Annotated in this window: 16 protein-coding genes; 15 read left to right on the plus strand and 1 reads right to left on the minus strand. The window is 38.7% G+C overall.

What is annotated here, in order from left to right; translation table 11 throughout:
• Positions 1 to 63 precede the first annotated feature (63 nt).
• The 10 genes from B9O19_RS09310 (at position 64) to B9O19_RS09355 (ending at position 8,906) form a co-directional block, all read left to right on the plus strand.
• Positions 64 to 1,050, plus strand: coding sequence for a beta-ketoacyl-ACP synthase III (locus B9O19_RS09310; protein WP_102366157.1), 987 nt, complete (start codon positions 64 to 66; stop codon positions 1,048 to 1,050).
• Between the two features lie 22 nt (positions 1,051 to 1,072).
• Positions 1,073 to 1,981: an enoyl-[acyl-carrier-protein] reductase FabK gene (gene fabK / locus B9O19_RS09315; protein WP_102366158.1), complete on the plus strand. Its 909-nt coding sequence runs from the start codon at positions 1,073 to 1,075 to the stop codon at positions 1,979 to 1,981.
• 111 nt (positions 1,982 to 2,092) lie between these two features.
• Positions 2,093 to 3,025, plus strand: a complete 933-nt coding sequence (gene fabD / locus B9O19_RS09320) for an ACP S-malonyltransferase (RefSeq protein ID WP_102366159.1) — start codon at positions 2,093 to 2,095, stop codon at positions 3,023 to 3,025.
• Between the two features lie 89 nt (positions 3,026 to 3,114).
• Positions 3,115 to 3,867, plus strand: coding sequence for a 3-oxoacyl-[acyl-carrier-protein] reductase (fabG, locus tag B9O19_RS09325; RefSeq protein ID WP_102366160.1), 753 nt, complete (start codon positions 3,115 to 3,117; stop codon positions 3,865 to 3,867).
• Between the two features lie 69 nt (positions 3,868 to 3,936).
• Positions 3,937 to 4,170, plus strand: coding sequence for an acyl carrier protein (gene acpP / locus B9O19_RS09330; RefSeq protein WP_102366161.1), 234 nt, complete (start codon positions 3,937 to 3,939; stop codon positions 4,168 to 4,170).
• A 222-nt stretch (positions 4,171 to 4,392) separates the two neighbouring features.
• On the plus strand, positions 4,393 to 5,631 hold the full coding sequence (fabF, locus tag B9O19_RS09335; RefSeq protein ID WP_102366162.1) for a beta-ketoacyl-ACP synthase II: 1,239 nt from the start codon (positions 4,393 to 4,395) through the stop codon (positions 5,629 to 5,631).
• 73 nt (positions 5,632 to 5,704) lie between these two features.
• Entirely contained in the window at positions 5,705 to 6,718 is a 1,014-nt protein-coding gene (locus B9O19_RS12185; protein ID WP_306560390.1) for a GNAT family N-acetyltransferase, read from the plus strand.
• Complete coding sequence (gene rnc, locus B9O19_RS09345) at positions 6,708 to 7,376, plus strand: ribonuclease III (protein WP_158648972.1); 669 nt, start codon at positions 6,708 to 6,710, stop codon at positions 7,374 to 7,376. Before B9O19_RS12185 ends, rnc begins: the two co-directional genes overlap by 11 nt.
• A gap of 2 nt (positions 7,377 to 7,378) precedes the next feature.
• Positions 7,379 to 8,356: an elongator complex protein 3 gene (locus tag B9O19_RS09350; RefSeq protein WP_102366164.1), complete on the plus strand. Its 978-nt coding sequence runs from the start codon at positions 7,379 to 7,381 to the stop codon at positions 8,354 to 8,356.
• 4 nt (positions 8,357 to 8,360) lie between these two features.
• Entirely contained in the window at positions 8,361 to 8,906 is a 546-nt protein-coding gene (locus B9O19_RS09355) for a sce7726 family protein (protein WP_245862917.1), read from the plus strand.
• A 68-nt stretch (positions 8,907 to 8,974) separates the two neighbouring features.
• Here the strand turns inward: B9O19_RS09355 and B9O19_RS09360 are convergent, their stop codons facing one another.
• On the minus strand, positions 8,975 to 10,159 hold the full coding sequence (locus B9O19_RS09360) for a copper amine oxidase N-terminal domain-containing protein (protein ID WP_102366166.1): 1,185 nt from the start codon (positions 10,157 to 10,159) through the stop codon (positions 8,975 to 8,977).
• A 309-nt stretch (positions 10,160 to 10,468) separates the two neighbouring features.
• Here B9O19_RS09360 and B9O19_RS09365 point away from each other — a divergent pair, with 309 nt between their 5' ends.
• The 5 genes from B9O19_RS09365 to B9O19_RS09380 all read left to right on the plus strand — a co-directional run bounded on the left by B9O19_RS09365 (position 10,469) and on the right by B9O19_RS09380 (position 20,929).
• The gene (locus tag B9O19_RS09365) at positions 10,469 to 13,159 is read left to right on the plus strand and encodes a pectate lyase family protein (RefSeq protein ID WP_102366167.1); all 2,691 of its coding nucleotides are present in this window, start codon (positions 10,469 to 10,471) and stop codon (positions 13,157 to 13,159) included.
• Between the two features lie 123 nt (positions 13,160 to 13,282).
• A complete protein-coding gene (locus B9O19_RS09370) occupies positions 13,283 to 14,596 on the plus strand; it encodes an HdeD family acid-resistance protein (protein ID WP_102366168.1) in 1,314 nt (437 codons plus the stop codon).
• Positions 14,597 to 14,761: 165 nt separating this feature from the next.
• Positions 14,762 to 15,220, plus strand: coding sequence for a transcriptional regulator NrdR (gene nrdR / locus B9O19_RS09375; RefSeq protein WP_102366169.1), 459 nt, complete (start codon positions 14,762 to 14,764; stop codon positions 15,218 to 15,220).
• 211 nt (positions 15,221 to 15,431) lie between these two features.
• The gene (locus B9O19_RS11740; RefSeq protein ID WP_158648973.1) at positions 15,432 to 15,581 is read left to right on the plus strand and encodes a hypothetical protein; all 150 of its coding nucleotides are present in this window, start codon (positions 15,432 to 15,434) and stop codon (positions 15,579 to 15,581) included.
• A gap of 17 nt (positions 15,582 to 15,598) precedes the next feature.
• Entirely contained in the window at positions 15,599 to 20,929 is a 5,331-nt protein-coding gene (locus B9O19_RS09380) for a Cna B-type domain-containing protein (protein ID WP_102366170.1), read from the plus strand.
• The last annotated feature ends 140 nt before the right edge of the window (positions 20,930 to 21,069 follow it).

Genomic DNA, 21,069 nt, shown 5'->3' on the forward strand with positions numbered 1-21,069 from the left:
TTCGGCATAGAATAGTGTTAAAAATCTATGCTGTGAAAATATTATAGGAAAGGCAATGATGATATGAGTAAAAAGCATGCAAAAATTGTGGGCGTAGGCAGATATCTGCCCGAAAAGATACTTGATAACGCTTATTTTGAGGGTATAGTCGAAACCAGTGATGAATGGATTCTGCAAAGAGTTGGTATAAAAGAACGCCGAATGAGTGATGAAAATACATTTGCTTCTGATCTTGCGGCAAAGGCGGCAGAAAATGCCTTAAAAGACGCCGGCATGGATGCGAGTGAGATTGACCTTATTGTTATGGCTTCAGTGTCGCCGGAGATGTATACGCCGTCAGGCGCATGTATTGTGCAAAGTAAGATAGGCGCCAAGAATGCTGCGGCCTTTGATGTGAATGCGGCGTGCCCGGGGTTTATTTTCGCCATTACTGTCGCTACTCAGTTTGTTGAAAACGGAGTTTATAAAAATGTGTTAGTTATCGGAGCGGATACTCTGACGAAAATTACTGAATATAAAGACAGAAGCACATGCGTTTTGTTTGGAGACGGCGCAGGCGCTGCAATTTTGCAGGCTACTGATGAAGAGACAGGGGTCTTGGGTTCAGTTTTAGGTGCTGACGGCGACGCAGGGGACGTTTTAACTGTGTGTGGATTAAAAGTTTCTGAGCTTGATAAAGAGAGACGTCCATTTGGAAACTACAGAACTATTTGGATGGACGGGCAGTTGGTATATAAGTTTGCTGTGAAGACAATGGTAAGTTCGACAATAGAAGTGGTTGAAAATGCTGGGTATACGATTGATGATATAGATTTGGTTATTCCTCACCAAGCGAATCAAAGGATAATACAAAGTGCCAGAAAGAGGCTGGGTCTTGATGAAAGCCGAGTATTTTCCAATGTTGAGCAGTTTGGAAATATGTCTGCCGCATGTATCCCGGTAGCTTTGTGTCAGGCTATAGAGGAAGGCAGAATAAAAAAAGGTCAAAAATTGGTTATAGTGAGTATGGGCGGCGGTCTTACATGGGGCAGTGTGCTTATTGAATTGTAAACATGTTCTTTAGGAGGAAAATATGAACAGAATTTGTGAATTACTTGGTATAGAGTATCCGATTATACAGGGTGGTATGGCTTGGGTGGCCACTGCTGAACTTGCGGCGGCTGTGTCAAATGCCGGAGGTTTGGGATTGATTGCGGCTGGCGGTGCGCCTGCTGACGTGGTCAGAGAGCAGATTAAGAAAGCCAGAACCTTAACAGATAAGCCGTTTGGCGTTAATGTTATGCTGATGTCTCCGTTTTCCGATGAGGTAATGGAAGTGGTTATAGAAGAAAAGCCGGCAGTTGTTGCCACGGGAGCAGGTAACCCGGGCAAGTACATAGAAAGACTGAAGGAAGCCGGAATTAAAATTATGCCGGTTATAGCGAGCGTAGCTATGGCTAAAAGAATGGAAAAAGCGGGAGCTGACGCGGTAATAGCTGAAGGAACCGAAGCAGGAGGCCACATTGGTGAGCTAACCACCATGGTTCTCACACCGCAGGTTGTGGACGCGGTTTCTATTCCGGTTGTGTCTGCCGGCGGATATGCAGACAGCAGAGGTACTAAGGCAGCGTTTGCTTTGGGCGCAGACGGTATACAGGTTGGGACTAGATTTATTTGTTCAACTGAATGTATTGCACATGAAAATTACAAAAATGCTGTTTTGAAGGCCAAAGACAGAGACGCTGTTGTTACCGGACGTTCAACTGGAGCGCCTGTCAGAGCTTTGAAAAATAAGCTGACCAAAGAATATCAGAGACTTGAAAAAGAAGGAGCTTCTGCCGAGGAGATAGAAGAACTTGGAGTAGGCGGTTTAAGACGCGCCTTTCAAGACGGTGATATTGAAAACGGTTCTCTTATGGCAGGGCAAAGCGCAGCTATGGTGCATGAGATACAGCCATGCGCTGAGATAGTTAAAGATTATTTTAAGGATGTTGAATTTTAAATATACTGTTGTATATTAGATAGAGTTATTGTTTTACATAAGCGGTCTTATCCGGCTCACGGTAAGAAACGCGGTCTTATAACAATGTGAGCCAGAAAGGCTATGATAAATATGAAAACAGCATTTTTATTTTCAGGACAGGGAGCACAGGCTATTGGAATGGGTAAAGAGCTTTGTGAGAACTTTCCTGTAGCTGACGAGGTTTTTAACAGCGCAAGCGAAGCTTTGGGATTTGATATAAAGGATATGGTTTGGAACGGCGATAAGGACACTTTAATGATAACTGAGAATACACAGCCGGCCATCTTGACTATGTCTGTGGCGGCTTTAAGAGTGGCTGAAAGTTTAGGTCTTACACCCGATGTTGTTGCCGGACTTAGTCTTGGAGAATACACTGCTCACGTAGCTTCAGGAAGCATGGAGTTTACGGACGCGGTTAAGCTTGTTAAGAAGAGAGGCAAGTATATGCAGGAGGAAGTTCCTTTGGGAGTAGGCGCAATGGCTGCGATAATTGCGTTAACGCCTGAGGATGTAAAAGAAATATGTAAGCAGGCTTCAAGCAAAGGAATATGTGAGCCGGCAAACTTTAACTGTCCGGGACAGATTACCGTGGCCGGTGAGGTTGCGGCTGTTGAATACGCGTGTGAACTTGCAAAGGAAAAAGGCGCTAAGCGCGCTATGCTAATGCCTGTTTCAGCGCCGTTTCACTGCAGTATGTTAAAGGGTGCCGGAGAGAAACTCGGAAAAGAACTTGAAAATGTCACTGTATCTGAAATGGATGTTCCGATAATTACCAACGTGACAGGTGATTACATAAAGAGCAAGGATGAAATAAAAGAGCTTTTGGTTCGTCAGGTTTCAAGCTCAGTATTATTTGAAGAAAGTTTAAAAAGAATGATAGCTGACGGAGTAGACACATTTATTGAAATAGGACCCGGAAAGGCTCTGAGCGGTTTTGTAAAGAGAATAGATAAGACTAAAACTATTTTAAATATTGAAGATATGGCGTCATTAGAAAAGACAAAAGAGGCATTAAGCTTATAATAAAGGTTCTGTTTTTTCAGATAGAGTTAGATAAATATTTTTTGAAAAGTTTGACTGCCAATTATAATTAACAATCGGAGGTAGTGAAAGTGGAGTTTAAGGATAAGTGTGTTATAGTTACCGGAAGTGCCAGAGGAATAGGCAGAGAAATAGCTCTTAAGTTTGGCGCTGAGGGTGCAAATGTAGTCGTGTTTGATATAAATATAGACGGCCAGGCTGAAACCGCTCAGGCGGTATGTGATGAAATAAAAGCATTGGGAGGAGACGCTAAATACATATTGGGTGATGTCTCAAAACCGGATGATACTGACGCACTGATAAAGTTTGCAAAGGATGAATTTGGAAGCGTTGATGTTATAGTCAATAATGCAGGTATAACAAGGGATAATCTTATTATGCGAATGAGCGAGTCTGATTGGGACGCTGTTCTTACTGTTAACTTGAAGGGAGCGTTTAATGTTATTAAATCAGCTACACGTACTTTAATGAAGCAAAGAAACGGCGTTATAATAAATATGGCGTCTGTATCCGGCGTGACAGGCAACGCAGGTCAGGCTAATTATTCAGCTTCTAAGGCTGGCTTAATAGGTCTTACTAAATCTGTTGCCAAAGAGCTTGCTTCGCGTAATATACGCTGTAATGCAATTGCTCCAGGATTTATCAGAACACCTATGACTGATAAGCTCAGTGAGGATATACAGCAGTCTTACAAAGATTCTATTCCGCTTAAAAAATTTGGACAAGTTGAGGATATAGCTAATTTAGCAGTATTCCTTGGCAGTGACAAATCAGAATATATTACAGGTCAAGTAATAAATGTTGACGGCGGACTTGTAATGTGATATAACTATTTATAGTAAAAATAAATTTATATAAATAAAAATGAAATTTTATTTTGGAGGAGAATTGAAATGGAAATTTTTGAAAAAGTAAAGGAAATCACAGTTGATCAGCTCGGAGTATCAGAGGACGCTGTAACTATGGAAGCATCATTTATTGATGATTTGGAAGCAGATTCTCTTGACATTGTTGAATTAATGATGGCTCTTGAAGAAGAATTCGACATAGAGATTCCTGATGAGGATGCTGAAAAGATTACAGCGGTTAAAGATGCTGTTGAATACATTAAAGAACATCAAGACTAATTATGCAATAGGCTGGACTGCGGAGATTAAAAAATCTCCGCGGGTTTCCAGACTCGGTATGAATTATATAGAAGTTTGCATTCGGCTTGATGTTATGCGGTGCAAGTCTCTATATGATTTGACCGTGTCTAAATCGTATTTGATTTTGTTTTCCTGCATATTTTTGCGGGCAATGGTTATTTATTTTGATGCTGTGCATCGGATTGAAATAGGAGGATAAATATGAATAGAGTGGTTGTAACAGGCGTTGGGGGAGTTACCCCGGTTGGTATAGGCAGAGAAGAAATTTGGGAAAATATTAAAAACGGTGTATCAGGCATTGGCACTATTACAAGATTTGACCCAACAGATTTTGCATGTCATGTTGGAGCTGAGGTCAAAGACTTTCAGGTTACAGATTATATTGATAAAAAAGAAGCTAAGCGTATGGACTTGTTTGTACAGTATGCGGTTGCCGGAGCTAAAATGGCTATTGAGGACGCAAAACTTGATATGGACAGTGAAGACCCAACTAGAGTAGGCGTTATGGTTGGATCCGGAATCGGCGGAATAAACACCTTATGTGAACAGCATAAAAGAATGCTTGAGAAGGGGCCGGGAAAGGTTTCTCCATTTATGATACCGATGATGATTTCAAATATGGCCGTAGGTCAAATTGGAATTATGTTTAATTGTAAAGGTATTAATATGACTACTGTTTCTGCGTGTGCTTCCGGAACTGATTCTATTGGTCATGCAATGCTTGCCGTTCAGCGCGGAGACGCTGACGTTATAATAGCGGGCGGAGCTGAGGCTACTATAAATGAACTTGCTTTGGCTGGATTTTCATCAATGAAGGCTTTAACAACCAGAAACGATATACCTGAGAAAGCATGTTCACCTTTTGACGCTAATCGAGATGGTTTTATTATGGGCGAAGGCAGTGGTATTCTTATAATCGAAAGTTTGGAACATGCGCTTCAGAGAGGAGCTAACATAATAGCAGAACTTGTTGGATATGGCTCAACGAATGACGCATATCATATGACGGCTCCTGCTCCTGAAGGTGAAGGCGGTGCAAGGTGTTTAGCACTGGCTGTCAAAGACGCCGGAATAAAACCTGAAGATATTGACTATATAAATGCTCATGGAACATCAACACCTTATAATGATAAGTTTGAAACTGCAGCAATTAAGACTGTTTTTGGGGACCATGCATATAAGCTGGCTGTAAGCTCAACCAAATCCATGACGGGACATATGCTTGGCGCTGCCGGCGGAGTTGAGGGAATAATTACAGCACTTGCTGTTAAAGACGACTATTTGCCGCCTACGATTAATCTCGAAACCCCTGACCCTGAATGTGATTTGGACTATGTTCCTAATAAGGGCAGAAAGTCTGAAATAAATTATGCTATATCGAATTCATTAGGATTTGGCGGACATAATGCTTCTATCGTGTTTAAGAAGTATACTGATTAGTAAATACATAATATCAGGTCGGGAGGGTCAATCCTCCCGATTTTTATATGACAAAGATTAAGAGGTTATTTATATGGTGATTATAATAGGAGGAGCGAGCCATAGCGGAAAAACTTTTTTATCTAAAAAGCTGATTGAAAAGTATAAAATTCCCTGCACTAACTTAGACCATATAAAAATGGGATTGATACGCGGCTTTAATGACTGCGGTTTTTCAGCAGTTGACAGTGATGAGACAATAGCAGAAAAGATGTGGGGATTTATAGAAGGTTTCATCGGAACCTGTATTGAAAATAATCAAAATACAATTTTGGAAGGCTGCTATTTTCCATGTGAAAAGGTTAAAAAACTTTTATGTGATGATTTAACTGTTGTTTTTATTGTATTGTCAAAACAATATATTATTGAAAACTTTGATAAGATAATAAAATACGAAAATATAGTTGAAGATAGAAAATTCCCGGAGAGCAGAGAAATTAAATTTTTTATTAATGAAAATGAGAGAATAAAGGAAGAGTGTATTAAATATGAACTTCCGTATTTTGAGATAACCGATAATTATTTCGAAGGACTGGAAAAGATACTTGAATATATTAAAAGTAAAGCGGTTAAAATTTGCCGTTATTCACATAATGATATTAATGAAATATGTAGTATGTTTTGCGATACCGTGAAACATATCAACAAAAGAGATTATACTGCAGAACAGATTGCCGCTTGGATGGGCGGTATAGATAAAGATAAGTGGGACAAATCATTATCTGAGCATTTTTCTTTAGAAGTAAAGGTAATGGGGAAGATTGCCGCGTTTGGAGATATAGACGGAGAATATTTGGATAGACTGTATGTTCATAAAGACTTTCAGGGATTGGGATACGGAAAAATCATTTTGGATTCACTCGAAGAGCAAGCTATACAGTCAGGATTTAAAAGGATTTGGACATGTGCGTCTATAACTGCAAAAGGTTTTTTTGAGAGATATGGTTATAAAGTGATAAAACGTCAACAAGTTGAAAGAAAAGATGTTTTATTGACTAATTATGTTATGGAAAAGCATTTTGAACAGGAGTATAGCAATGGAATATAATTATAAATTTAAAAATAAAAAACTATTTGATTTGGCAATGACGCATATTTCACTTGCCAATGATCTTCATATAGAAAGCAATCAGCGGCTTGAATTTTTGGGTGATAGCGTTCTCTCGTTTGTGGTTGCTACTTATATTTATAATGAATATAAGAAGGTGGACGAGGGAGTATTGACAGAACTTCGCGCAAATGCAGTGTGTGAAAAGACTTTGGCTATTGCTGCCAGAAATCTTAAACTTGGAGAGGATTTAAAGTTTGGAAAGTCTGAACGTATGTCAGGCGGAAAGGATAAAGATTCCGTTTTGGCTGACGCATATGAGGCGTTACTGGCGGCTATTTATTTAGATAGCGGAATAGAAAGCGCAAAAGACTTTATTATGGATACAATAGGCAGCATGATAGGCGATACTTCTTATGTTGAACTGGAAAACTATAAGTCTGAAATACAGAGTTATTATCAAAAGCGTGATAGAAACAGAGAAGTTGTTAAGTATCGTTTGGTAAATAAAAATGGACCTGACCATGACCCGACGTTTTTTGTGGAAGCGCTGTACCGTGATGAAGTAATCGGCAAAGGCGAGGGAAAAAACCGAAAAAGCGCAGAGCAGGAAGCCGCAAAAGCTGCGCTTGCTAAGGTTAAGGGAAGTAAGGAATAGCTATGCGAAAATATAATATACCTATTTTTATTCCTCATGAAGGATGCGGACATGATTGTGTGTTCTGCAATCAAAGAAAGATAACAGGGATTCAAAGTTCGGTTTCTCCTGATAAAGCTAAAGAGGAAATAGCTCAGTATCTTTCAACAATAAAATCTGAAGATTGTCAGATTGAAATAGCCTACTTTGGAGGAAGTTTTACCGGTCTTGATATGGAGCTGCAGCGAGAATTCTTGGAGGCAGCTTCGGGATTTAAAGACGAACGGATAATCGGAATAAGAATGTCTACCAGGCCTGACTATATAAATAAAGAAATTTTAGAGCAATGTGTGGAGTTTGGAGTTAAAACAATTGAGCTGGGCGTTCAGTCAGCCAGTAACAGAGTTCTCGAACTGAACAGAAGAGGGCATGTTTTTGAAGATGTAATTCGTGCGGCGGAAATGATAAAATCATTCGGAATAGAACTTGGGCTTCAGATGATGCTGGGAATGTATGGCTCAGACCCGGAAACCGATATTGAAACATGCAGGAAAATTATAGAGCTTGAACCCAAATGCACACGAATATATCCTACTCTAGTGCTTAGCGGAACAGCGCTTGAGAGTTTATACATCCGCGGAGAATACATACCATATACTCTTGAAACTGCTGTCAGCACTGCGAAAAGGTGTTTGCTGATGTTTAGGAAAGCAGGAGTAGAGGTTATTAGAATTGGGCTTTATCCGGGAGAGGACTTGAGAAGCGAGGGGAATATTGTGGCAGGCCCTTTTCACTCTGCATTTGGGGAACTTGTTGAAAACGCTGTATACAAGGATAAAATTGAGGAAGAGATTATACAGAAGAGATTAAGGGACTGTGATTATGAGATAATAGCGCCGTCTTCAGAGACATCAAAAATAATTGGACAGAAAAAGTGCAATAAGGAGTATTTTTTTAAAAAATACGGAGTTAGAATAAAAGTAAAAAACCGGTTAGGGTGAAATTATGCTTGAGATGGAGATGAAAGACGCCTTTTTTTGGTATTTGGATTCAAAATATGAGAAAGTAAGAGTTATAGAGGAAAAGGTAATAGGGAAATCGCGTGCGGATGTTGTTGCGGTTTTACCGGATAGAATAATAGGGTATGAACTTAAAAGTGACAGCGACAGTTATCAGCGACTTTTAACACAGGTTAAAGACTATGATAAATTTTTTGATTTCAATTACTTAGTGGTTGGAGAAAGTCACAAAAAACATGCTGGTGAACATGTGCCGGAACACTGGGGTATTGTGACAGTATCAAAGGATACGGGAGTAAATATTATGCGCGAGGCCGAACATAACAAAAAAGCTAAAATGCGCTGGCAGCTGTCATTGCTGTGGAGGAGCGAGCTTCTAAACATCCAGCTTGAGAACGGACTGCATAAATACAGTCAAAAAAGCAAATATTTTGTTATAAAATATTTAATGGAAAAAGTTGAAACCGAAAAATTAAAGCATCAGATTTGCAATGAACTTTTTGAGAGAGACTATACATTGCTGTCAGAATAACAAGATTTATATTAAACAGGATAGGTTATATAACCTATCCTGTTTTAATATTAGTATTTTAAAGTAGTTTATTTAAACTCTTTGCCTACAGCAAATTTTATCATTGCAATAAAGGCTGAATAATCTTTACTGTCACTTACTTTGGTAAAATAACCAATTGTACCGCGGCTGTTAGTATTGATAAAGCAGAAGAACCAAGAGTCTGTTGTCAGAAAATCTCCTTCCATAGTATAACATTGACGGTTGTCTGAAGAATCAGCTGTAAGAGCGACGCATTTGCATTCAATACTGTAGGTACTGTCAGCGTCTTTGAATATGATAACTGCTGCTTTAGTTGAATTATTAATACTTTCTATTTTAATTTCTTCGACTATATCTTCAAAATCTAAATCTGCCTTAGTAATAATATTTTTATATGCGTTATACATTACATCTAAATCGGGAGCATCTTCTAAAAATGTATTATCAATTATGTAAGTTGATTCGGATTCCAGCTGAATGTTAAGAATAGCACGTTCTACTGCCAAATACCATTCATTTTTTATAGTGTTCTTTAACTCTTCCGGTTTTTCGTTTAGATAGTTATAAAAATTATTTGTATTATAAAGTAAATATGGAAGCAATGTCTGTTCATATGAATATCTCAAATTTTCTGCTGAGTCTTTTAGCTTTTTCATGTCAGAGTCAGTTAATTCACTTGCTTTAATTGACCCTTCAGTTGAAGTGCCAGGAGTTGGTTTAGTAACTGCAACAGCAGTCGGTTCAGGAATTGGTGAAGGAGTGTTTTCAGATATTATAGCTGTGGGAACCGGAGCTGTTCCGGTTATAATAACTTGTTGTGTTTCTTCTATCCAGTCTACAGCTGCATCAAGGCTTTCTGAAACGGCACGAATAGGTACTAAGGTTCTATCTTCTATCATTCTGGCGGGAACATCTAAAATTATGGATTCCTCATTTTTGTACATTATATTGCTGTCTATAGTTATTTTAATCGTATTGACATCTTTTACAGCTATTGCGGTTTGTGTTGTTTCATCCCAAGTTACTGTTGCTCCCAAAGCTTCAAATATAGCACGCATTGGAACCAAAGTTCTGTCATTTTCGGTGACAGGATCAACATCAAAATTAATTTGTTCTCCGTCAACAAAAACAGTTATTACATCAGTGGATGCAAAAATCTGAAATGACATTACTGCCGTAAACAGTGCAAAAATTACTGCAGCGACAGAAAGTTTTTTAAAATTCTTTTTCATAATAATCCCTCCGTTTATAGTTTATTATATTATAAATGAAATGCAATATTTTGTCAAATATTGTAATTTAATTTAAAAATAATAAAAATAGTATAGAATAAATTTTAAATATAACTTAATTATAATATTAATAAGAAATGTGTTTCTGATAAATCTTAATCCTTATTCTTGTCAAATGAATTTTGAATTTAAGTTGAATTAACTTTATCGGTATGGTACAATTTAGTAAATAGAATCGTGTTCTTAATTTATAAATTATAAGTATTTAAGACTCTTATAAATTGTTTTATAAGAAAGGTGGAGGGAGCTATGCGAAAAAGGGGAGTATTATTATTTTGTATAATAATTTTTTCCATAGTATGTACTGCCGTCCTGCCTGTGTGGGCTGACGGTGAAAAAGTGCTTGCTTTTCCCGGGGCTGAGGGCGGAGGAAAATATGCAATGGGAGCTCGTGCCTCAGAAAACCCGGAAGTTTACCATGTTACCACTTTGGAAAGTACAGGTCCGGGGTCTCTTACAGAGGCTGTTTCAAAGAGCAACAGAATAGTTGTGTTTGACGTCGGCGGTACGATTTCTTATGATAAATGGAAACAGCTCCGTATAGAAAGCAATACAACTATTTTGGGGCAGACTGCGCCGGGGGAAGGGATTACAATTGAAGGCACTGATTTAAGTGATTTCGCGGGGAAGTCAAACATAATAATACGATATTTAAAAATAAGACCCGGTGATAGATTGGAAAAAGAGGTAGACGGCATATCAATGCAGTATATAAGCGACGTTATAATAGATCATTGCAGTGTAAGCTGGGCTGTTGATGAGCTTGTCTCGGTTTATTCAGGAAGTTCCGAAAATCAAAGATATGAGCTTGGAAAAAATGTTACTGTTCAGAATTGTTTGATGAGCGAAGCACTTAATCTTTCCCGTCACCAAAAAGGCGAGCATGGTTATGGGTCAATTTTTGGAACAGATAATTCCACGCTTTACCATAATGTTTATGCTCACAACAAGTCCCGCAATCCGGCTATATACCGTGAAATTCAGAATGTTAATGTAGCCAATAATGTTATTTACGACTGGGGCGGGACAGCTTCGTATGGGGGGCAGCCTCATTCAATAAACTATTTGACTTTTAAGCCGTGTACAGTGAATTATGTAAATAACTTTTATAGATGGGGACCAAGCTCAGGTGCGGAGGTTCGAAATGTTTTTTACAATATTGAAAACGAGACTCCGGATATATCAAAGTCAAGTTTCTATTTCAGCGGAAACGTAATTGATGGAGTTGATACTATTACTAATGATAATCTTATCGGAGTTACAAATCTGAACAACGCTGTGATCCTGGATAAACCGATTGATTTGGGTGAGTATGAAGTGCCGCAGGAGACTGCTTTTGATACATATAATTCTATACTTGATACTGTGGGCGCTTCAATTCCAAAAAGAGATGCTATAGACGCAAAGGTTATAACCGATATAAAAAACGGGACAGGACATATTATTAATTCTCCAAAAGAAGTTGGAGGGTATATAAATTCCGAACCTGTGTATAGACGTTTTGAGATTTCTCAGGACTGGAAAGAGAAAAATGGAATGGGCAGTTATGCAGAAAGTGATATTGTTTCGGAAGGAAAATGGAAAGGTTATACTTGGATTGAAGCATACGTATATAATATGGATGAGATGAGCGGGAGGCCTACAAATCCTGATGTTGTTGTACAGTCTCCTGCAATAGCAGCGAATCAGGATAAGGTTATGGGACTAACAGTTGATAAAGGTGAATGGAAAGTTATAAATGAAGGTGAATCGTTTAATTATTCAGCAGTTGCCTTTCCTAAATCAGGCACTCAAATAACAAAAATTGAGCTTTACGATGGTGATATGCTTATAGATACAGTTGAGTCGGATAAGATAGAGGTTGATATTTTTCCGTCAAGCGGCGTTCATTATTATACCTGCCGTGCGTATAACGGTAAAAATGAGTCTGCAAACTCAGCAACGGCGATTGTTTGCGTAAATCCTGCCGGAGTAGTGCCTGAAGAATTTAAATATGAGGTTTTAGGAACCAAATGGTATAAGGAATCTGCTGGAGCGTCTATGGATGAGAACGGTATTATCACGGTAGGAGGTTCAGGCAGAATAAAATCTAAGAACAGCTGCGGATTTTTATACCGCGCTGTCAGCGGAGATTTCTCGGCGGTTGTAAAAGTTGAGGATATTCCTAGGTATAAAGACAGAATAAGAGCTGGACTTATGCTGACAGATAAGCCTGCTGATAATTCAAAACTTGCTATGATTTCTGACAATTTGGACAGAATGGGTGAGAATATTTCTATTATTACTAGAAAAGTTGAAAAAGAGAATATAGCTCAAGTTTATATGCGTAATAAAAATGGCATGGAAATTTCAAATTCAAATTCAGATTATAATACTCAGCTTGACCAGTATAGGATACCTGAATATTTGCGCATAGAGCGCCGAGACAACCTAATAAAATTTTCAGTATCTGATGACGGAGCTGATTGGACTAACAATCCGAGGCAGCCATATGAGATAATGTTTGAGTCTCTGCCTGAAACATTGTATGTTGGTTTAGGAGTTGAGTCTAATCCGGGAACATACCCAAAACCTCTCTATTCAATGGCAAAGTTCAGCAATTTTAAAATTATAGAATATAATAAGCTTGCTGAAACTGAACGCTGGGAAATTGAAGATCTTAGAGATAATGTTGTAAGCATATCAAATAAGTTGAACGAGGGTGAAATAACGCCTGACGGAAAACATATTAATGTTTATGCAGCTGTGTATGATGATACGGAATCCGGATGCCTTCTTAACCAGTGTGCTGTAGGTTCGTTTACTACAGACAAAAACTTAAATAAATACGATGTTCAGCTTGATACCGGGAGCGGAATATTAGATATTAGTAAAACAAAGTTGTTTTTGTGGGATGACAATATGAGACCTGTTCAGCTTTTTCAACAACAGGATTCTTAATAGATTAAAAGCACTTAAAAAACTTATTTATTGATTTTGAGCGTTATATTTTGGTTTATAAAATCTTAATTTATTGACCGGATTATGGAACAGTTGTAAAATATATTAAAAGGGGAAGTTTGTATGAGGCCAAAAAGAATCGGAGGGGTAAACCCAGCTATTCAATTAATAATGGCAGTATTTCTGCTGGTAGTCGGAATTCTTATGATAACGGCGCCTGAGTCTTTTATTCGATGGCTTTTTCTAATTGTATCTGTTGGCATGGCAGCTTTTGGGTTTATGTCTTTGATTTCGGCTGTATTTGGAAAAAATGGAACTAGACTTGGATCGCTTATTTCAGGTATATTGTATATAGTAATCAGTATAGTTATTTTAACTCAAAAAGATTTTTTTCAAGCCGCTGTCAGCAGAATTTTTAGTTTGCTGGCACTGGTGCAGGCGGTTACAAATTTAATAAGCGGCTTTCTGCTTTATAATGATAAAGTGTCCGGATATATAAGAAAGTTTTTTTGGGGTATAGTGGCGTTTGGATTTTCTGTATTGTTGTTCTTTGACCCACTTGGTCATATTAGGGCAGTCGAACTTATTTCAGGGATTTATCTGATAGTTTTTGCTGTATCAATGGCATTGGAGTGTATAGATAGTTTTCTTGAAACTGATTATGCAAATAAAAAGGTAAAGCCCAAAATATCTCTTGCATTACCAATAGTTTTTGCGGCTTTTATTCCGTCAAGAGCCCTTAAATATATAAATGATAAGCTGGAATCCGGACAGATGGAAAAGGCAAAGTTTTCAAAGCCTGAAGACAGTTATGGCAAGTTAGAAATTTTTATACACTTAAAACAGGGATTGATAGAAGGTTTTGGACATTGTGATTTCTGTTTTGACGGAACGGTGTACTCCTATGGCTGTTACGACCAGCACTCGCAGAAGATGGGCGGTTTTATCTCCGGCGGAACAGCTTCTTTAACAAAAAGAGAGCCATATATTGAGCATTGTATGAGCTATGAAGAAAAAATGCTGGTGGGATTTTCGCTGGAACTGGGTCGAGATGATTATATGAATCTTAAACGTGAGATAGATAGGATGCTAAAACAAACTGAAGTCTGGGAAAGCGACCTCCAAATTGCAGAAAAAGAGGGCCGGCCGGCGGAGGAACAGAAAAAGTGCAATGATCCGGCAAGCGAGCTTTACCGGGCTTCCGGTGCTTCATTTGTTAAGTTTATTGATGGACAATATAAAACTTATTTTGCATTAGGCTCTAATTGTGTTATGTTTACATACGATATTATGAAAAATGCAGGGCTTGATAGTTTGGCTTTCAGCGGAGCTATCACGCCGGGAACGTATATGGCTCATCTTCAGGATTTGTATGAAATGAAAAACACAATAGTTACTGATATGCACGTATATAGTTATGGTAAAACAAAAAACTGATTTGTTATAGGACAAAGTTACTTTTTTATGACAAATTTATATATTTTATTTACATAATTGCAAAAATGAGATATACTACTATATATAGTGGTCTGAATGGACGGATTTTGATGTTTTTACAATGGATTGTGGCTGCTTTTGATTAATATTTAAGGAGGGCTGTGTATGCGTTGCATGTATTGCGGACATATAGACAGTAAGGTTGTGGATTCCCGGTCAACAGATGATGGCACGGCAATAAGAAGGCGAAGGGAATGTTTAAACTGCGGCAAGCGTTTTACTACATACGAAAAGATTGAAAGTGTTCCTATAATAGTTGTTAAAAAAGATAAATCAAGACAAAGTTTTGATAGGGAAAAGCTGGAACGTGGAATTTTGAACGCCTGTGCCAGCCGCCCGGTGCCTCTTCAGACTATTGATTCTATGATTAGCGACATAGAGAGCGCGCTTCATAATACTTTGCAAAGAGAAGTTTCAAGTGAAAAAATCGGTGAAATGGTAATGGAGCGTCTCAGAGATATTGACGAGGTTGCTTATGTTAGATTTGCGTCGGTTTATAAGCAATTTAAAGATATTGAAACTTTTCAGGAGGAGCTTAAAAAACTTTCTCAGAACAAGAATTGATATAATGATTTAACATAAGCAGTATGGTGAAAATTATATATTTTGATAAAGCCTGAGTGAATTTTACTTTATAACATTCAGGTTTTTTTGTTTGTTTTATTGTAATTATAATATATATTTATGTTTTTTAGGAAATTTACTGATTGACTAATCGTATACAAAAATGCTATAATACATTATATATATAATAGATTGAAAGGTGATGGATGGAATGAAAAAGAAAAGTATGAGTTTTATTTGCACTTTATTTTGTTTATTATTGGGGATTGTTATATTCCTTGGTATGTCTTTATGCGTATATGCTGAAGGCAGCCGTGATTTAATAAACAGCGCTGCAGGTCAGGGGATAGAGCGTACATAGAGTATCAGGGAGACAATATGCTGAGTGTTGGACTTCAGCGGCAGCAATATGTAAACGTATATATGTTTTCCGGTGAGACAGCATATTTTGGCAGCAGTGTTGCTAAAGCAGGTTCAATTGAGGTGACAGACCCAAAAGGTGAGACCGTATTATATGATGTTAACGCGGCGGGAAATGGATTTATAGGAAGCATAACTAGTGAGGCGGCAGGTCCGAATTATAATGGTTTAATTTCTGGCGGATATAATCCTATTTCATTTGTTGCTGATAGAAACGGTATATATAAATTTATATTTTACAGCAGCAATTATAGTTCTTCAAAACCTAATAATTCTACTAATCCTACAGCAACAAAAGTTTCTGACGATAATTTTGTTGCTAATCAAAAAGACGCCGCTATAGGAGCATGGGATGTTACCGTTGTTGGGACAGCGGGAGACGGTACTGCTGAAGTAAAGACCGGCAGAATGTATGCCGACTATTTGTCGTTAAACATGGGGGCAAATGAGCGTAGCCTATATTCAAAAGTCTATGTTTTAACATCTGATGGATATATATATTATACAGACTTTAACGGAATAGACCCGTTTGGGTTTACATTTTTCGGAAATAACAGAGGTCTTGTATCATCCAGAACCAATATGTCGCTTTATCATTCAATGGAGGATGCGATCACAAGCGGTAATACACCGGACCTGAATAATTTTAGAGATATAACCGACAAAAATGGAGCAAAGGACGGAATGTATCTGCCGGGACCCGGCAATACGTCGACCCAGCTTGATTCCTCGTTTAAAATATTTTTTAACGAACCAAGCGGTGAGCTTCCTGATAGTATAAAGCCGGCGCCTCAGCCGCCTGGAACTATTGATTATTTAAAATTTGAAGGAAGCGTGTTAGACTCAAATGGAAATATAATCGAAAATGAAGGCTATGTCGGCGGCGGTGGATATTTTATTATAAATGCCAGCAAAGTTTCAAACTTTGAGGTTAAAATTGATTTGAGCAATATATATTATAAGACAAATACAGAAGGAAAAATAGACGAAAATAATTTTATATATGAATATCCCGTGGGCAGCGGAAATTATATGAGTATGAAAGATGACTCTACGATTGTTATTGATAATATATCAGAATATATTAATGCGGGTACAGTAGTAATCGGAAACTCTTGTGTAGAGGGGATAAACAGAATATTCTGGAATGGCTGTGATGAAAACGGACGTGTTCTTCCTGCCGGAACTTACTTTGAGGCGGGAAAGGGAAACGCGGTGGCGATTCCAAAAGCCGGAGAATATCACTTCCCTCTGATAGATGTTGAAAACTTGCCGAATGGTCTAAAGATTACCCGGCTGAATACTCCGGATACCTTTAGTAAAGAACAGAGAGATTTTGTAGATAATCATAAATCTTATCTATATTATAACAACATTGAAAACAGTGTGTTGAGAACCGGAAATTATAATGGCGTTGACCGCCAAAAAATCTGGACTGTTGCGGATAAGCTTAATAAACGTTCCGGTGTGAACACGGAGGTGAGCGGCGCCTGCATTGTGACAGGCAGGAGTGCTGATAAAACAGTGCTTGATTTTTGGACAGACTTGCGATTGTCTGATGATGCCGGAACTAAGAGTAATCCTGTTGAATTAATAGACAGAACCGACAGTGTTGAGAGCATGCTTCTTGCAGGATTTACATTCTTTGATTATGACTTCAGCGGAACTTATGATATGTTGACAAACGACTATGCTCTGTCAAATGTCAAGGTCGAACTTCTGGACAATAGTGGAAACAGTATTGCGGAGACGGTTTCCGATTCCAGAGGTTTTTATACCTTTGTTGTTCCGGATAAGTCGGCCCAATATACAATAAAAGTAACTCTTCCGAATGATACATATTTCTGTACAACCGCAAATATGGAACAAAGTACTGTTCCTCAAGATATAGTGGTTGGGCAAACCGCTTCGGTTGAAGACGTTGGTTTTCTGGCTAGAGAGGCAAGCCCGATTCGTATAAATAAAACCTGGGCAGTGCCGGATGAAGAACAGCCAAAAATGGATGTAGAATTTTTGATTGAAGGCCGGGATCAAAATGGGGACGAAAATTCACCGGTGCTTTATTCAAGAACTGCAGTTGTAAAGGATTCTGAGGGATATTCAACTTTGGTTGAAGGTCTTCCGGCCGTAATATTTGTTAATGGAAACGAGGTAGACTTAAGCTATACTGTTAAAGAAGTGACAGATATACCGGGATTTACCGGCACTATAACTTCTGAGACCGGTGGTCTTGTATGGGATTGTGTGAATAAACCTGAGGATATTAGTTTTACTGTTGAAAAGACTTGGTCAGTCGCATCGAATTTTACTAAACCGGATGATATAACTGTCAGTTTGATGAAGAAAAATGAAAAAGGTGAGTTAGTAAAAGTTGATGGTGTTCAGGATCAGCCTCTTAATAATTCAAATAACTGGAAAGCGACTTTTGAGCCGGTTCCAAAGTATGAGGAATACGTTGAAAATGGGGCAGCCAAATACAGAGCAATAGACTATACTGTTGTTGAGAACAATATACCAAGCGGATTTGCAGCGTCTATACAAAAGTCTGCTATAGAAACAAAAACAAATACTTTTATTGTAACTAATACTGCTGAAGGTTCAGTTAAACTAATAAAAGTAGATAAGGAAACATCTTCACCTCTGCCTGGAGCCGAGTTTAAATTGGTGCAGCTTGATGAAGACGGTATTAGTTATCTTGACGTTAATAAATTAAAGCCGGTATATGATTCTTTAAATGAAATCGAAAAGTATCAATACGATGAAAATTCAACTATCGATAAATTAGTTACAAATAAAAATGGTGAAATTATTGTAGAAAATTTATCTATGGGAACATATAATTTCATTGAGACAAAGGCTCCTGAGGGATATATTACTCCTGCAGAAAATGAGGCGAAGTCAAGTGATATGGTTCTTGGCAGCGGAGTAAATTCATCTCAAGTGAAAATGGAAAACTCTTTAAATATCACTCCAACTCCGATACCTACAGCAACATCGGCACCGACAGAAACTCCAATGCCAACGGCAACAGCGACACCTGAGCCAACAGCAACGGCGACACCGGTTCCAACGGCAACAGCGACACCTGAGCCAACGGCAACGGTGACACCTGAGCCAACAGCAACGGTGACACCTGAGCCAACAGCAACGGCAGAACCTGAGCCAACGGCAACGGTGACACCTGAGCCAACGGCTACAACAGAACTTGAGCCAACGGCAACGGCAGAACCTGAGCCAACGGCAACGGCAGAACCTGAGCCAACAGTAACAGCAGAGCCTGAGCCAACGGCAACGGCGACACCTGAGCCAACAGTAACAGCAGAGCCTGAGCCAACGGCAACAACAGAACCTGAGCCAACGGCAACGGCAGAACCGGAACCAACGGCAACGGCAGAACCTGAGCCAACGGCAACAGCTGGACCGCAGCCGGGCGATATTGTTTCTATAAATGTATCAAAAATATGGGAAGACGCAGAAGGCACCGCGAGTCTAACTCCACCAGCGGAACTTGATGGAAGTCAAATAGAAATTGTTCTTATTAAAAACGGAGTAAGAACTGAGCAAAGTCTTGTATTAAACAATGAAAACGGATTTAATGGAAGTTTTAATAATCTCAATAGATTTGATGAATCAGGAAATGTTATAGACTATTCAGTCCAAGAAGTTAACGCTCCGTTTGGTTATTGTGCATTCTATGAAAATGACGGAATCAACAGCTGGACCGTTACAAATGCACAGGCGAATATTACAGGAAAGGTATTCTATGATGCTTTGAATAACGGTGTTTATGATTTGGATACCGATTCGTTTATTAAGAATGCAAAAGTAGTTCTTGAGGATGAAAATGGAAATCAGGTTGGAGAAGCTGTTTTAACTGATGAAAACGGATATTATTTCTTTAGCCGTGTACCGGTGAATGATGATGGAACTGAAACAAAATATACAGTTAGGGTCATTTCCCCTCTTAATGATGTGAAGTGTACCACAACTGAGACCGGAAACCAGACTGAAGAAATTATAGGCGGTTCTTTAAATGTGACACAGAGCGTTGCGCTCTCTAAGACAGATATGATTATAGACGCTTCTGACACAGGTCTGTATGGAGATGTTAAGGATTTAGAGGAACAGAATATAAACGTTGCGGTTAAAAAAGTTTGGGAAGATAATAATAACCGTAAGGGTAAACGTCCTCAAGAATTGGAAGTATATTATACCTTGAAAAACAAAGAGGGTATCGTTATAATTTCTAAAACTTTGATTCTGAATGAAGAAAACAATTGGCAGGAAGAGTTTATAATGCCATACCGTGCAATTGAAGATTCTGAGGTTGTGGAGACCCAAGTTGACGGATATAAGGAGCCCAAAATAACAAGTACAGTTGATAAAGAGAGTGAAAAGTTTATTATAACTGTAAGGAATTCAATTGTTTCAAATTCAAGTTCAGGCGGCAATGGAGGCAAACCTACTGGAGGAAGCACGGGCACAGAGACGGGCGCACCGTGGCCGACATCTACTGCTAAACCGAATCCAAATGTATCGGCAACTCCTAAACCGGAGATTCCTGAACTTGATAAGACGAACCATTACGCTTATATTATAGGGTATCCTGAAGGCGATGTAAGACCTCAAAATGATATATCGCGCGATGAGGTAGCTACAATATTCTTTAGAATGCTGACGGATGATTCGAGAAATGAATTTTGGATGATTACAAATCCATATACTGATGTTCCGGCAGACATGTGGTCAAATAATGCAATATCGACGATGTCGAACGCGAAAATACTGACCGGTGACCCGGATGGAAAATTCAGACCCGCTGACAGCATAACACGTGGCGAGTTTGCAGCTATAGCTGCCAGATTCAGCAGTAAAGAGTATAATGGCGAGAATATGTTTACTGATATAATCGGTCATTGGTCTGAGGAATATATTAACCGTGCCGCACAAGAAGGCTGGATTTCAGGTTATCCGGACGGAAGCTTCAAACCGGACCAGTACATAACCCGTGCTGAAGCGATGACTCTTGTTAACAACATTTTAAACCGTCACGCCAAAGAGAGCGGTTTGCTTAATGATATGTTGAAATGGCCAGATAATGTGCCCGGAGAGTGGTATTATACCGCTGTCCAGGAAGCTACAAATTCACATTATTACGACCGTGACAGCGACGGATATAACGAGACATGGACAGAAATCAGAGAACCGCGCGACTGGGTTCAGCTTGAAAAAACTTGGTCGGACGCTAACAGTGCCGGCAGTGAAGATTCGGTTTATAGCGGAGAGTAATATTTAAAATAAATTTTCTGCAATAACCGTTTTGGAAAAAAATAATAAAACCCTTGACAAAAGGGGTTTTGAGTGTTATCATAATAGAAGTAAATGATATTGGGCAGAAGAGTGAGGGAAACCTCACTCTTTTGCATTGT

It is taken from the genome of Monoglobus pectinilyticus (assembly GCF_002874775.1).
GTDB classification, from domain to species: Bacteria; Bacillota; Clostridia; order Monoglobales; family Monoglobaceae; genus Monoglobus; species Monoglobus pectinilyticus.